This is a genomic window from Nocardioides sp. zg-1308 (assembly GCF_013155375.1).
Lineage (GTDB): Bacteria > Actinomycetota > Actinomycetes > Propionibacteriales > Nocardioidaceae > Nocardioides > Nocardioides renjunii.
In genome coordinates this window covers 118,157-132,903 of sequence record NZ_JABJQY010000002.1, presented here as the reverse complement: position 1 = coordinate 132,903, position 14,747 = coordinate 118,157, and the positions used below count along the sequence as shown (strand labels likewise).

The 14,747-nt window shown below is 68.6% G+C and carries 13 protein-coding genes; 10 read left to right on the top strand and 3 right to left on the bottom strand.

Annotation, left to right across the window (positions count from 1 at the left end; translation table 11 throughout):
- Positions 1–1,500 (top strand): tripartite tricarboxylate transporter permease, encoded by a 1,500-nt coding sequence (locus tag HN031_RS02355; RefSeq protein WP_172265828.1) that lies wholly within the window; start codon positions 1–3, stop codon positions 1,498–1,500.
- 95 nt (positions 1,501–1,595) lie between these two features.
- On the top strand, positions 1,596–2,762 hold the full coding sequence (locus tag HN031_RS02350) for a mandelate racemase/muconate lactonizing enzyme family protein (protein WP_172265825.1): 1,167 nt from the start codon (positions 1,596–1,598) through the stop codon (positions 2,760–2,762).
- Between the two features lie 18 nt (positions 2,763–2,780).
- Here HN031_RS02350 and HN031_RS02345 read toward each other — a convergent pair whose 3' ends face one another.
- On the bottom strand, positions 2,781–3,473 hold the full coding sequence (locus HN031_RS02345; RefSeq protein ID WP_172265822.1) for an NADPH-dependent F420 reductase: 693 nt from the start codon (positions 3,471–3,473) through the stop codon (positions 2,781–2,783).
- A gap of 1,774 nt (positions 3,474–5,247) precedes the next feature.
- Between HN031_RS02345 and HN031_RS02340 the strand changes: the two genes are divergently transcribed.
- From HN031_RS02340 to HN031_RS02320, 5 genes are all read left to right on the top strand, one after another.
- Positions 5,248–5,544, top strand: coding sequence for an ANTAR domain-containing protein (locus HN031_RS02340; RefSeq protein ID WP_172265819.1), 297 nt, complete (start codon positions 5,248–5,250; stop codon positions 5,542–5,544).
- Positions 5,545–5,757: 213 nt separating this feature from the next.
- Positions 5,758–6,510 carry a GAF and ANTAR domain-containing protein gene (locus HN031_RS02335; RefSeq protein WP_172271146.1) on the top strand — a complete coding sequence of 251 codons (753 nt, stop codon included), beginning with the start codon at positions 5,758–5,760 and terminating at the stop codon, positions 6,508–6,510.
- Positions 6,511–6,547: 37 nt separating this feature from the next.
- Positions 6,548–7,255, top strand: coding sequence for a GAF and ANTAR domain-containing protein (locus HN031_RS02330; RefSeq protein WP_253943093.1), 708 nt, complete (start codon positions 6,548–6,550; stop codon positions 7,253–7,255).
- A gap of 110 nt (positions 7,256–7,365) precedes the next feature.
- Positions 7,366–7,818, top strand: coding sequence for a hypothetical protein (locus tag HN031_RS20985; protein WP_216652020.1), 453 nt, complete (start codon positions 7,366–7,368; stop codon positions 7,816–7,818).
- A gap of 382 nt (positions 7,819–8,200) precedes the next feature.
- Positions 8,201–8,878 carry a GAF and ANTAR domain-containing protein gene (locus tag HN031_RS02320; protein ID WP_253943008.1) on the top strand — a complete coding sequence of 226 codons (678 nt, stop codon included), beginning with the start codon at positions 8,201–8,203 and terminating at the stop codon, positions 8,876–8,878.
- Between the two features lie 402 nt (positions 8,879–9,280).
- Here HN031_RS02320 and HN031_RS02315 read toward each other — a convergent pair whose 3' ends face one another.
- Positions 9,281–10,633, bottom strand: coding sequence for a carotenoid oxygenase family protein (locus HN031_RS02315; protein ID WP_172265810.1), 1,353 nt, complete (start codon positions 10,631–10,633; stop codon positions 9,281–9,283).
- A gap of 238 nt (positions 10,634–10,871) precedes the next feature.
- On the opposite strand from HN031_RS02315, the gene HN031_RS02310 reads away from it, so the two are divergent.
- From HN031_RS02310 to HN031_RS02300, 3 genes are all read left to right on the top strand, one after another.
- Positions 10,872–11,522, top strand: a complete 651-nt coding sequence (locus HN031_RS02310) for an HAD family phosphatase (protein ID WP_216652019.1) — start codon at positions 10,872–10,874, stop codon at positions 11,520–11,522.
- A gap of 443 nt (positions 11,523–11,965) precedes the next feature.
- Positions 11,966–12,436: a hypothetical protein gene (locus tag HN031_RS02305; RefSeq protein WP_172265807.1), complete on the top strand. Its 471-nt coding sequence runs from the start codon at positions 11,966–11,968 to the stop codon at positions 12,434–12,436.
- A gap of 125 nt (positions 12,437–12,561) precedes the next feature.
- Positions 12,562–14,247 carry a CHAP domain-containing protein gene (locus HN031_RS02300; protein ID WP_172265804.1) on the top strand — a complete coding sequence of 562 codons (1,686 nt, stop codon included), beginning with the start codon at positions 12,562–12,564 and terminating at the stop codon, positions 14,245–14,247.
- Here HN031_RS02300 and HN031_RS02295 read toward each other — a convergent pair.
- Complete coding sequence (locus HN031_RS02295; protein ID WP_172265801.1) at positions 14,225–14,692, bottom strand: GtrA family protein; 468 nt, start codon at positions 14,690–14,692, stop codon at positions 14,225–14,227. The genes HN031_RS02300 and HN031_RS02295 overlap by 23 nt on opposite strands.
- Positions 14,693–14,747 lie beyond the last annotated feature (55 nt).

Sequence of the window (14,747 nt, the reverse complement as noted above, 5' to 3'; positions counted from 1 at the left end):
ATGGACGGCATCCTCCTGGGGTTCGAGGTCGCCCTCCAGCCCTCCAACATCCTGATCTGCCTGCTCGGCGTCACGCTCGGCACCGCCGTCGGCGTGCTTCCCGGCATCGGGCCGACCGCCACGGTCGCGCTGCTGCTGCCGATCACCTTCTCCTTCGACCCGGTCGCCTCGCTCATCATGCTGGCCGGCATCTACTACGGCGCCCAGTACGGCGGTTCCACGACAGCGATCCTGCTGAACCTGCCAGGAGAGTCGTCCTCCGTGGTGACAGCCCTCGACGGCCACCAGATGGCGAGACAAGGGCGGGCCGGTGCGGCTCTGGCCACCGCTGCACTCGGCTCGTTCTTCGCCGGCACCGTGGCGACCGTGGTGGTCGCGCTCTTTGCGCCACCCCTGGCGCGTGCGGCCCTCGAGTTCGGGCCAGCGGACTACTTCAGCATCGTCGTCCTCGGCCTGCTCGCCTCGATCGCCCTGGCCAGCGGGTCGGCCGTCAAGGCGCTGGCCATGATCGTGCTGGGCCTGCTGCTCGGCACCATCGGCCAGGACCAGTTCACCGGCGTCCCGCGCTTCACCTTCGGGGTCCGCGAGCTCTACGGGGGGCTGGACTTCGTGTCACTCGCGGTCGGCCTGTTCGGCATCGCCGAGATCATCCGCAACCTCGAGCAGCAGCACAATCCCAGCCTGGTCACGAAGAAGGTGCAGGGCCTCTGGCTCACCCGCGAGGACTTCCGGCGCATCCGGATGCCTGTCCTGCGTGGCACCACGCTCGGTTCGATGTTGGGCGTGCTGCCCGGTGGCGGACACGTCCTGGCCAGCTTCACGTCGTACTCGCTCGAGAAGCGGATCTCCAAGACTCCCGAGGAGTTCGGCAAGGGCGCCATCGCAGGTGTGGCGGCACCGGAGTCGGCCAACAACGCGGCCGCGCAGACGTCCTTCATCCCGCTGCTCACCCTGGGCCTGCCGGCCCACCCCGTGATGGCGCTGCTGGTGGGTGCCTTCATCATCCAAGGCATCACGCCAGGACCGAACGTCATCAACGACGAGCCCGAGCTTTTCTGGGGCCTGATCGCGTCGTTCTGGATCGGCAACGTCCTGCTGGTGATGCTCAACCTGCCGCTGATAGGGCTGTGGGTGCGGATGCTGAGCGTGCCCTACAGTGTGCTCTTCCCGGCCATCGTCGCCTTCGCGTCCATCGGCTGCTACTCCCTCGGCCTCAACCCCTGGGACGTCTTCGCCGTCGCAGCGGCCGGGCTGCTCGGCTACTTCCTCATCCGCTGGGGCTGCGAGGCCGCTCCGCTACTGCTGGGCTTCGTGCTCGGACCACTCCTCGAGGAGAACCTCCGCCGGGCGATGATCATCTCCCGAGGCGACCCCACGGTGTTCATCACCCGCCCCATCTCGGCGGCGCTGCTGGCACTCACGGTGATCATCGTGGCGATCTCGCTGCTTCCGTCCGTACGACGCAAGCGAGAGGTCGTCTTCAGCGGCGACGACGACTGACGACAAGGCCCGATCCCCGACCGGCGACCAGGAGCCACTCCTGGTGCTGTCGGTCGCACTGTCCCCAGATTCACACGTTAGAGAAAGGTTGCGGGATGAGAATCGTCTCTGCCCATGAAGGGGTCATCCCCATCAGCTCGTCGATGAGCAACGCCTTCATCGACTTCTCCACCATGGACTGCTCGATCCTGGCGCTCGTCAGCGACGTCGTGGTCGATGGCAAGCCGCTGGTCGGCTACGGCTTCAACTCCAACGGCCGCTACTCGGCCGGCGAGATCCTGCGGCGGCGCATCCTCCCTCGCCTGATGGACGCTCCGGAAGGGGCCGTCCTGGACGACGAGGGCAACCTGTCGCCCACGCTGGCGTGGGACGTGATGATGCGCAACGAGAAGCCGGGCGGTCACGGTGAGCGCTCGGTGGCCGTTGGCGTGGTCGACATGGCGCTGCACGACCTGGCCGCCAAGATCGCCGGCGTCCCCCTCTGCCGGTGGATCTCCGACCACTACGGCGACGGCGATCCGGACGACTCCGTCTTCGTCTATGCCGCCGGCGGCTACTACGCCCCGGACAAGAGCGACAGCGACCTGCAGGACGAGATGCGCCGCTTCCTCGACGCCGGGTACGACGTGGTCAAGATGAAGATCGGTGGCGCGCCCCTGGCCGAGGACCTGCGGCGCATCGAGGCCGTCCTCGAGGTCCTGGACGGCGACGGCTCGAGGCTTGCCGTCGACGTCAACGGCCGCTTCGACCTCGACACCGCCCTTGAGTACGCACGAGCGCTCGACCCGTACAACCTGTTCTGGTATGAGGAGGTCGGCGACCCGCTGGACTACCGCCTCAACGCGACCCTCTCCGAGCACTACAAGAACCCGATCGCGACCGGCGAGAACCTCTTCTCGCTGCAGGACGCCCGCAACCTCGTCAGGTACGGCGGCATGCGCCCGGACCGCGACTACATCCAGGTCGACCCGGCGCTCAGCTACGGGCTGGTGGAGTACAAGCGCATCCAGGAGATGCTCGCTCAGCACGGCTGGTCCTCACGCCGCTGCATCCCCCACGGCGGCCACCAGTTCTCCTTGCACATCGCTGCAGCGCTCAAGCTCGGCGGCAACGAGTCGTACCCGGGTGAGTTCCAGCCCACCGGCGGCTTCGCCGACGACGCGGTCGTCGAAGGCAGCCGGGTCGCGCTCGACGACCGGCCCGGGATCGGCTTCGAGGGCAAAGCCAACTTCCTCAAGGTCCTCCGCGAGCTCCACGAGTAGGAGTCAGCGGCTCGGAGGTCACATTTCGCGGTAGCGGTGTGCCTGACCGAGGGCGTCCCTAAGCACTTCCCGCGTGGTGGGTCGTCCCGACCAGTCGGGGTACGACGTGCCAGGCACGGCGTACGGAGTCACGTAGGCGCTGGTGTCGCGCTGGAATCGCCATCCCTCAGCGAGCGGGCCGACGTCGAGCGAGTCGTAGCCGATGGCATCGAAGAACTCGATAACGGTCTGCTTGGCCGCTGCGTCATCGCCCGCGAGGGCGAGCACCGATCGGTCGGGATCTCCGGACGGGCGGGCGAGGGTGGCCAGGTGGTCGACGTAGATGTTGTTGAACCCCTTGACCACGTGCGAGCCCGGCAGGCGTGCCTGCAGGAGCTCGCTGGTGGTCGTGGACTCGTCATCGAGCTCCGCGATGTGTCCGTCCCGCTCGGGGTAGTAGTTGTTGGTGTCGATCACGACCCTGCCGTTCAACGGCTCGACCGGGACCTGTCGGTAGTTCTTGAGCGGTACCGTAACGACGGCGAGGTCGGCGGCGTCGGCAGCCTCAGCAGCAGTTGCCGCACGCGCACGCGCGCCAAGCGTCTGGACCAGGTCCGCAAGTGTCTCCGGTCCCCGGCTATTGCTGAGCACCACGTCGTAGCCGGCGTCGACCGCGAGCCTTGCCACGGTGCTGCCGATGTTGCCGCTGCCGATGAGTCCGATCGTCGTCATGTCATCGTGAACGTTGGCGGAGGTAGCGGCATTCCGACCCGCGCGCAGGCTGAAAACGGATCGTCTCTCGACGCTCACAGGCGGCACTGCGACGTGTCTCGGTCAGACGGAGCAACGCGCGGGGAAGCAGATCCACACTGCGCCGATCCTGTCCCTCGCCTTGGTCGCAGTGGTCACCTTGCCGGCCATCGAGGGGAGATCCCAAGCCACCACGCTCGCGCTCGGCATCGTCATCGCTGCGGTGATCCTCCGCGGCCTGCTCGCACCGAGGCTGGTCTCCGCTCCTGGACCAGCGAACTGGACGCTGCCGATTCCCGCTCGCGAGGGTGCTCGACGTCGAGTCATCACACGACCCGCGCCCACCCGGCATGAGGCATCAGGGACGGTGACCGTTGCCCGGGCGAGTCGGGGCCCGGCAGCCCGTCGCGGCACTAAGACAGTCCGGTTGCGATGGGAACCCCTGCATTACGCAGTCCGGGAAGACTCGCTAATTGCGCGATCCGGGGGACGCCCTGGCCGAAATGTTGGGATGGGAAGCACTCTCGATGGCGGTTGGTGAGCAGGGTGGTGAGCGGTTTCGACAGGGCACCGCTCTTCCCGCAACCTGCCCTCAATCTGCCCTCACCAGACCCGAAAACGATGCCAATCGACGGTGATTACCAGAATGCTCCCCACCAGATTTTGTGCAGGTCAGAGGCATAATATGAGTGATTACGACCAGCGACCGAAACCCCCGTTTTCGTTCCGCTTCAACGTCTGACGCATCGCTGTTTGTGCAGGTCAGAGCGGGTGTGCCCCCCCAGTCCGCGAAGAGTCCGCAAAGCTTCGTCGCTCGCGCGCTGACGGCCAGTTCCGATGTGCGATCAGCGAGCGCGGGTACCGCTCGGATCCGGCTTGAGATTCACTGCATGGGCGGCGCAAAGACGAACCACTTGCGGCTACTAGGACACTGCCCGCAGTATCGGGATCTGGCCAGGCTTGGATGTCGATGCCCGTGCATCTGCGGCCGGTGTACGCCACACTCACGTCATGGGACACAGTGGTGACATCCGGACGGCCGCCCGCCGCGTGTCGTGGAAGGGTTTCGGTGCAGTTGCCGCCGTTGCCCTCTTCACTTCTTGCGCCGTCGTCGCCATGGCGACGCGCAGCTTGCCTCCCGTGCTGGCGACTATGGTCGGCGGCCTGGTCGTAGTGCTTCTCGCGGGTCTCACCCTGGACGCCCTCAAGGCACCTTTCGACCGCGCCCCTGGGCCTCGGCCCGGCTCGCGCGGCAGCTGGATCTGACTGAACGCGCGCACATCGGCAGATCTGGTCGCTCCACGAGGTAGATCGTGCGTTCGTAGGCGAGCGCTTGTAGATCCACTCAGGGACGAGGCAGTGGGGCTGGGCCGTGGCGACCCAGGCCTGGTTGCGGGTGCGCGCGGTGAGCGGTCGGATCACGCGCGAGTCGTGGAGGCGGTTGATAGCTGCGTAGCCGGTGCCGTCGGTGGAGGGGTGGATCAACTCGAGCTGCGCGTGCGCCAGTGCAGCCTGCAGCAGCACGCCGATGTCGTCACGGTTGGCGAAGGCGGGCAGGTCGTCCATGTAGGCGCCTACCGTGCGGGTACTCAACGCCCCTGACCCGCGCGAAAGCGCACGCGACTCGAGGTGAGGGGCTGATGAGCATTGCCCTGAGTGCCTAGCGGGTCTAGCCTCGAAGCGTTGCCTCACACGTGACGCTGCCCCAGTCCCGGTAGCGCGTGCCACCTGCATCGCGCACAGACCGGGATCTTCTATGACCAGCGCCACGTACGAGCCCCCTTCTCCTCAAGACCATGCGCACGATCCACCGGCGCCCGCCGATCGTTCTGGTGTTGGTCCGTCGGGAGCCGAGCTCGCTGAGACGAACCGGCAGCTCCACACAGCCATCGCGAGTCGAGAACTCATCGGGCAGGCCACAGGCATCCTGATGATCCGGCTCGACACCGACGCCGAATCTGCCTTCTCGTACTTGCGCCGGCGGTCGATGGACGAGAACCGCAAGCTCGTGCGCATCGCGAAGGACATCGTCGAGACCAGGAAGATCGCTTGACGCCCACGGGCGGTGCCGCAGCCCCTCCGCGTGAACCCGCGACAGCTGTGCCAGGGCGATTCCCACGATCGCGTGATGTCGGATGCGCCCACGTCGCTCGACCAGCGCCTGGGACTGGTGTCGCGCCATCCGGTCTACGCTGAGGTCATTCGTGATCAGGCCGGCGCGATCGCGTCTTGAGGGGAGGAACGGGTGACTGCTTCCGTGGACGCGATGAGGGCTCAGCTGAACGCCGCGGTGTCCAGCAGCCGACCCGGTCTCGCGACGGCCGACGAGTTGTGCGCCACCTGCGTCGGGTTGGTCGGAGTCGACGGAGTCGCGTTGTCGATGGTCTACAAGGGGGCATCGACTGGGACGTTCGGCGCCAGCAGCGAAGCGAGTCGCCGCCTGGACGAATATCAGTTCACCTTCGGCGAGGGACCGTGTCTGGACGCGGTGGCCACGCGAGAGGCCGTGCTCGTTCCGAACCTCGACGCTCCGCGTGAACAGCGATGGCCTCTCGTGCGAGGAGCGCTGCTCAATGACGGCATCCGGAGCGTGTTCGCCCTACCCATCGTGGTCGCGTCCGTGTGCGTCGGCGCTCTCGACCTCTTCCGCGCGGAGCCGGGGCCACTGGAAGGCGACGCCCTGGCCGGGGCGATGCTGACCGCAGAGCTCGCCTCGGCGCCGCTCCTCGATCTGATCGCAGAGGGCGTGGGTATGAACACTGACGAGGAGGCCGTCGTCACGAACATGCTGGCTGGTCCGGATCACCAGGCAGAGCTGGAACGGGTCGAGGTCTACCAGGCGACCGGGATGCTCGTGGCCGCGCTCGACGTCGACGCTGCCGAGGCCTTGGTGCGTCTTCGAGCCCATGCCATCGCAACCGGGCAGACCGCAAGCCAGGTGGCCGGCGCCATCGTCGAACGCAGGCTCATGCTGGACAAGGACACGCGCGTCGTGCGGGAGAGGCCGTCCAATGACTGAGGGCCGAGAACGAGAAGTCATCCATGCCTTCGTGGCAATGTCCAACGAGCTGGTCGACGACTACGACGTCGTCGACGTGCTCGCCCAGCTCACCGACTACTGCGCCGAGCTCCTCGACATCTCCGCCGCAGGCCTCCTGCTGGCCGACGGACGAGGAGTCCTGCACCTGGCTGCCTCGACCTCCGACCGGATGCATCACCTGGAGATGTTCCAGCTCCAACGTGACGAAGGGCCCTGCTTGGACTGCTTCCATGACGGGCAACGGGTGCTGGTCCCCGACCTGGCGGAAGCTGAGGAACGCTGGCCCCAGTTCAGCGCCGCCGCAGGCCGGGCCGGCTTCAGGTCAGTCCATGCGCTTCCCATGCGGCTCACCGGCAACGTCCTCGGTGCCCTCGGACTCTTCGGAGACCAGCCCGGCGCGCTCGACGCCGACGACCTTGCGCTCGCTCAGGCCCTGCTCCACGTCGCTTCTGTCGCGATCGTCAACGACCGATCCGCCACCGACCGGGCAACCGTGAACTCGCAGCTCCAAAAGGCACTCACCAGCCGCATCACCGTCGAGCAGGCCAAGGGCGTCATCGCCTACGCCGGGGACCTCAGCATGGACGACGCCTTCGCAGTCCTCCGCCGCTATGCCCGGGACCACGGCATCAAGCTGAGCGTCACAGCAAGTCGCGTCGTCGACCGCGACCTGAAGTACGAGCTGCTCATCCAGCACGCCCGAGCGGCCGCCGTCCTGCCGTGAGACCGTGCCGGCCTCTGGGCCGACGAGCTCTCTGAGGCGCCCGCGGCGCACTGCTGGCCGCGGGGCGTACAGCCGCTGCCATCACTCGCGAGCCGGAGCATGATGACCAGATGAGTCAGCCAGTGCCGGATCAACAGGACGACGTCGAGGCGTGGCCTTTGGCCTTTGACTGCTCCGACGTGCGAATCGCGATCTCGGAAGCGGGTACAGGAGTGCTGCACCGCACGGGTGCCAGCGTCCTCCTAGACCTCGAGACCGCTTTCTACGAGACGCAAGGACGCATCATGTCCAGTAACACCAACACCACGTCCGACCACACCACGGGACGCCGAATCAGCACGGAGACCAAGTCTTCGTACAAGACCACCGAGCTCGTCGCTTACGTCGTGGTAGCCCTGGCCGTCCTGATCGCCGCTGCGCTGACCGACGCGAGCGACTTCGGCCCCCAAGAAGCATGGTTCTACGTCACTCTCCTGACCATCGGCTACATGATCAGCCGGGGGTTGGCGAAGTCCGGTAGCCGCGACTTCTACGACGACGCCGTCCACCGCGACGACCGTTGAGCTCGATGTACGTGCGCTCTCTCGGTCACGTCGTGGGCATGTTCGCCGCCACGGCCACCCACCTGGCAGCGCAGCTGCTCCGCGCACCTCGCCGGGCGAAGAGCTAGCCGCTTCTCAACCGGCCCGACGCCCCGCCCGCCTTCTCGGGGTAGGCGAGCGGGGCTCTTGGGGCGTCTGCGATGCCCGACGGGCCTGTGGGCTGGCATGCGCGTCGTCGTCAGCGCCATGCCCGCCCTGAGCCGCCTTGTCGAACAGCCTCCGCAGCGTCTCGCGTGCGCTGACACACGGTTGGGTGTAGCCCCGTCAGGCGCGACGAACTACTGTTCCAAGGCCTCGGGTCGCCGGGGACCGGACCGAGTCCCTGGCAAGCGAGGCGAAACAATTGATCGGTGAGTTCTCAGAGCTGACGCGTGCGCTCAGTAATGCACCCGACGAGACTGCTCGCCTCCAGCTCGCCATCGAGTCGGCGGTGACACTCGTGACCCGGTGTGACCACGCGGGCATCACGCTCAACGACAAGCACGGGCAGATCATCACGAGAGTCAGCACGGACGGTGTCGTCCGACGGGCCAACGAGCTCCAGCACGAGTTGGGCGAAGGCCCATGTATCGAGCTGGACCGCGACCAGGACACATTCGTGAGCCCCGACCTGTCGCAGGAGCGCCGCTGGACACAATGGGCGCCGCGCGCGTACGAGGAGCTGGGCGTCGAGTCGATGATCTCGGTGCTCATCTTCAAGGACAAGCGGTCCTACGGCGCACTGAGCCTCTACGCCAAGCAGGGACAGCGCTTCGACGTCGACGACGTCGCAGTGGCGCACGCCCTCGCCGGTCACCTCGCCGTCGTCATGACCGCGGAGCGCGAGATCGACCATCTCGGGATCGCGCTGCTGAGCAGGATCACGATCGGCCGGGCCGAGGGCATCCTGATGGAACGCCTCGACATCACCGCCGACCAGGCGTTCGACTACCTGCGGCGTGCCTCCTCACACGCCAACCGCAAGCTCATCGACGTCGCCGAGGAGATAGCGCGCACCCGCAAGCTGCTGGACCTCGACTGAGAAGCCGCCCCATGCTCGTTCGATGAGGTGGCGGCCCCGGTGCCCGGCTTCTACAGCACCGGGGCCTAAGCCGTGAGGCAGTCCGGACTACTTCATGGCCTGCCCGTGCGTACCCGGGACCCGCGAGTCCAATGCTCGAACGAGTCAGGAGTCACGCGGTCGCAACACCACGACGTTGACCGACCGTCGTAGTCCGTGAGTTCCGCCAGCCGCACCCACTCGGCCGGGAACCAGTCGTCGTCGACCGCCCAGGCGCGCAGGAGGCCGTGGTAGGCGCCGGCTGGAGCGTCGTCCGCGGGGATGGTGAATATGACGCCGTGACGGTCCGGCGCCGACGACTACCTGCCCAAGCCGTTCGCCACCGGGTGGTCGACGCCCACGGCGTCCCCGGACCCTCGTCGGTCAGGCGAGGGCGGAGTCGGGGATCCAGTTCCCGTGGAACCCCTGCGGCACCCGCACCGGCAGGTGGACCGCCGCCACCGGATGCCCGAAGTCGTGGGCGTCGATGATCACCAGGTCGCTGGCGCCGCGCGCGGCGTCGTACACGTAGCCCATGAGCCACCCGTCGTCCTCGCCAGCCGCGCTGTCGGCCGGGACGAACACCATCTCGCTGGCGATGCGGCCGGGGCCCAGATCCATCTCGACGTTGGTGCCGCCGACGAGGTCGTGCTTGCGGACAGCTGTCCGGGGGTCGTCGCCGAGGGCGCCGAGGTCGCGCACCGAGGACGCACCGATCGTGTAGCCGTAGCGGTGGCGGAGGCCGGTGAGACGTTCGTCCCCGCGGGGGAACTCCGTGCCGCGGTCGTCGATCGTCTCGGTGAGGACCTTGCGTGCCTGCGGGTCGATCGTCCAGCGCTCCAGGCGCGGGCGGTCGGACAGGGGCTCTCCGTCCTCGGCGAAGGCGTGGTCGTGCACCACCAGGTCGATGATCACCTGGTCGCCGGCGTCGAAGGCGTTGAGGGGGTGGTAGACGAAGCACGGCTCGACGTCGATCCACACGACGTCGGACGCGGTGCCGGCGCGGGGCAGGACGCCGACCCGGGCGCCGTTGTCGGGTCGCCATCGGAAGGGCAGGGAGACCCCCTGCAGGGCGAGCTCCAGGTCGAAGACGACAGGCAGGTCGAAGAGCACGACCCGGGACGCTGTCAGGCCCATGTCGTGGAGCATGACCGGGGCGGGGAGGTCGATGTCGACCGTGCTGACGAGCTCCCCGGAGGGGTCGACCACGTGGTAGCGCAACGCGGGGCTGTCGAAGCCGTAGCTCATCACGTGCATCTCGCCGGTGCTCGGGTCGAACTTGGGGTGGGCGTTGATGCCACCGGGAAGGGGGCCGCCGAAGTTGCGCGTGGCGACCGTGTCGAGGTCGCCCGTCAGCTCGTAGGGCAGCGACCCCTCGGTCACGGCCAGGATCCGGCCGGCGTGGGCGAAGACGTTGGTGTTGCCCGAGCCGGGGTACCACCCGCCGTCCGCGCGGGGCACGGGGGACCCACCGAGGTGCGCGCTGGCCTCGGGGCTGCGCACCCAGCGGTTGCGGTACCAGCGGGGCCGCCCGCCGTGCAGGTCCACGCCGTGCACCATCCCGTCGCCCGCGAACCAGTGGTACGTGTCGGCCTCGGCTGCGAACGGGTTGGGTCCGGTGCGGATGTACCTGCCCGCCAGGCCCGGCGGGACGGCGCCCGTGACCTCGAGATCCGCCGCAGTCACCTCGGTGGCCACCGGCGCGAAGTTGCCGTCGAGGTACGTCGCTGCAGTCATCGTCTGCTCCCTGGCATCGGGCCGCCGATCCGGCCCCATCCAATACACACCCTGAGGTGCGACGCGTCAATCGCTGTCTGCTGGGGCATCCGGATCCGTCGGAAGTCGGGCATCCGCCTGGGTCGATCGCGGGTGGACCCCGTTGCCTTCCTCTGCTCGCGTCGTCAGAGAACGAGCTTCATGCGCGGAGCAGACGGCAACGCCCGGGTCGGTCGTCGGCAGCGGGCATACTGCGCCCGTGACCAGCACCCTCGCGGCCGTTCTGTGGGACATGGACGGCACGCTCATCGACAGCGAGCCGATCTGGATCGCGCAGCAGTTCGTCCTGGCGGAGCAGCACGGCGGAACGTGGTCGACCGAGCAGGGGCTGGCGCTGGTGGGTGCGGACATGCACGACACCGCGGTGGCGATGCAGTCCGCGGGCGTCGAGCTGGAGTCGGCTGAGCTGGTCGCGACGCTCGAACGCGCGGTCATCGACTCGCTGCGCGAGACCGTGCCGTGGCGCCCGGGCGTGCGTGAGCTGCTCGCGGCGTTGCGGCGCCAGGGGATCCCGTGTGCCATCGCCACCACCTCCTCCCACGAGATGGCGACACTGGTCGCGGATGCCGCGCCGGACGGCGCGATCAGTGTGGTCGTCGGGTCCGAGGACGTCGCCCAGACCAAGCCGTCGCCCGAGCCGTACCTCCGAGCGGCCGAGCTGCTCGGCGTACGCATCGAGCAGTGCGTGGCAGTCGAGGACTCACCCAACGGGCTCGCGTCGGCACTGGCGTCGGGCGCCGCGACGATCGCGGTACCGAACGATGCGGTGCTGCCTGCAACCGGCGCCTTCACCACCTGGCCGACCCTCGCGGGACGCACTGTCGCGGACCTCGCAGCGCTCCTGGGGTGATCGAGCACAGGGAAGTGGAAGCGCGGACAGCGGATCGGTGCTGCAACTGAGCTCACCGCCTGACGCCGCTGGCTGACACCGTTCAGCGACGTGTCGGCGGCATGTCCCGGCGTCCTCGGAGGTCACCACCCCGGGTGCCGACGGCTCATGCCAGCAAGGCTCTGACGAGTGCGACGCCCGCCGACTGCACGACAGCAACGTCATGGCGCAGCCTCCGACGAGCGAGACCCGCAAGGCGAGTGTCGTCCTGCTCATGGGAGGCAGTGTGCCGCCTGCGGGTCGCCCCCGACGCACATCGGGACATCGGCAGACCACCGTCGATCGCGGTCGAGGAGTGCGTGCGGGGGAGTTGGAGGGCCGCACAGCGGTCCGGTCGACCACCGGTGCAACGGCTGGGCGACACTGGGGGACCACACCGCCCGCGACCCCACCAAGGAGAGATCATGTCCCTCACCCAGGTCCCGCTCCGCCTCGCCACCGGCGCGTTCATCCTCAACTCGGGCATCAGCAAGCTGAGTGCCGACGAGGGCACGGCGCAGTTCCTCCACGGCGCCGCCGCCTCCACCTACCCCGCCCTGTTCAAGGACATGGAGGCGACCAAGTTCGCGCGCCTGCTCGCCGTCAGCGAGATCGGCGTGGGCGCCGCACTCCTGGCACCCATGGTCCCGGCCACCGTCGCGGGGGCCGCGCTGACCGGGTTCGGCGCCAGCCTGGTCGGCATGTACCTCAAGACGCCCTCCATGACGCTCGACGACGGCATCCGCCCGAGCCAGGAGGGCACCGCGGTCGCCAAGGACGTGTGGCTGGTCGGTGCCGGACTGACGCTGCTCACCCAGGGGATCGCCTCGGCTGCCAAGTCGGGTGTGAAGAGCTCGAAGCGGGCGCTCCGCAAGGCCTCGCCGCTGACCCACTGAGTACGTCGGCTCGTGGCCGGCCCGCGGTCCCTTCCGTGGGCCGGCGACGGCGCCGATGAATTACACGATTGATCTTCACTCATCGGCGTGGCGGGCTTGACTGATCGCCCATACGATCACTCATCGTGCCCCAACAGCCTCACGAGTCACAGCCGTCACAGCCCCTCCGTGCCGCCCTGCCGGCGATCCAGCGGGCCGTTCGACGTGCCGGTCGTGCGACCAAGCTGGTCACCGGTGTCCTGGCGCTCCTCCTGCTCGTCACGCCCACCACCGCTGACCGGATCAGCCTCACCACGTCGACCTACCTGTGCTCCGGGTACGCCGGCTGCGAGGCCGCCGGCTTGGGCCACGCCGGCTACCGGCAGGCCGGGTCGAAGGCCTACTGGCGCATGTACGTCGGGCACAACTGCACCAACTACGTGGCCTACCGGCTGATCCAGTCCGGCATGCCGGACGTCCGGCCCTGGGAGGGCAGCGGCAACGCCTCGAACTGGGGCACGGCGATGGCCAGCATCACCGACCAGACGCCGACGGTCGGGTCCGTCGCCTGGTACAAGTCGAACGTGGCTCCGGCGGGCGGCAACGGCCACGTCGCGTACGTCGAGCAGGTCATCTCCGACTCCGAGATCATCGTCTCGGAGGACTACTGGGGCGGCGACTTCCACTGGCGGCGCGTGACCAGGACCGGTGGGGGCTGGCCCTCGGGGTTCATCCACTTCAACGACCGCGTCGTCGCGCCGACGACCGCTCCGGCGATCGTCGGGACACCGGCAGTGGGTGCACCGCTCGAGGTGGTGCCCGGCTCGTGGTCGCCCACGCCCACCAGCATCAACGTCCGCTGGCTCGCCGACGGTGCCGCCATCCCCGGCGCCACGGCACCCGGCTACGTCCCGACGCCCGACGTGAAGGGCAAGGCCCTGACGGCCGAGGTGACGGCCCAGCTCGACGGCTACACCGCCGGCCAGGCCAGCCTCGCAACCGCTCCCGTCGCCCCCGGCGTGTTCCAGCGCACCGCAGAGGCGACGATCCAAGGGGTCGCCGAGGTCGGTCAGACCCTGACGCTCACTCCCTCGTCGTGGGCGCCGCAACCCGCCAAGGTCACGACCCAGTGGTACGCCGACGGGGTCGCCGTCGACGGAGCCACCGGTCCATCCATCGTCCTCACCCGGGACCACGTCGACCGGCGGATCAGCGCACGCGTCCAGGCGAGCGCGAGCGGCTACCGGAAGTCGAGCTCCCGAGCGGCCGAGACCACGCCCGTCCTCGCCAAGCCCGTCGTGATCACGAGCCCGTCCCGGGTGAAGGGCGCGCCCGAGGTGGGGCGCAAGCTCGTCGCCCAGGTCGGGGGGCTGAAGCCCACGGACGCCACGGCGACGTACCGCTGGTTCCGGGACGGCCAACCGATCGCCGGGACCACGAAGCCCACCTACACCGTGCGCCGCGCCGACCTCGGCCGCGCGCTGTCGGTCCGGATCACCCTGTCCCGCCGGCACTTCCGCGCCACCACTGAGTCCGTCGCCGTCGCGCCCGTCACGACGGTGCCGGAGGTCGAGGTGCGCTCCGACGCCACCAAGAAGCGCGTCGCCCTCGACATCCGCGTCAAGGCGCCTGGTGCGCCCAAGCCTGACGGGGCCATCAGCGTCAGCGTGGGCAAGCGCACGGTCGAGGCCCAGGTCGTCGGTGGCCGGGCGCGGGTCGTCGTGCGCGACGTCCGTGCGGGAACGAAGCCCGTCGTCGTGCGCTACGCGGGCACCGACGTCGTGCAGCCGGTGGTCGCGCGGTCCAGCGTCACGGTGCCGCAGCGGCGCTGACCGCGTCCGTTGGACGCCGCCGGGTCACCATCGCCACCCGGAACACGAAGAACCGCACGAGGCCCGTGCCCAGGTTGGCTGCGATCAGCACCGCCAGCTCCTGGGCCCGCGACGGCCGGGCGACGGTGGTCTCCAGCACCCACAGGGAGCCGGCGGTCACGGCCAGGCTGAAGCCGAGCAGTGCGAGCCCGAGCACCTGGTGCTGCACGGTCCGTTCGGTGCCACGAACGCCGAACGTGATGTAGCGGTGCCCGAACGTCCCGGCGATCGTGGACAGGACGAGCGCGAGAGCGTTCGCCGGCTGCGCGCTGAGCTGCTCGCGAAGGACGAGGTAGAGCAGTCCGTAGAGCACGTTGAACGCCCCGCCGACACAGGCGAAGACGACCAGCTGCACGAGGATCGACCGCCACGTGGCCGGCGAGCCGGTCGAGGACTCAGCGCCCATCGGGTCCCACCTCGCGCGTCGTGCGAGCTCTCGGCGTGCGCCATCCCGCTCGGGC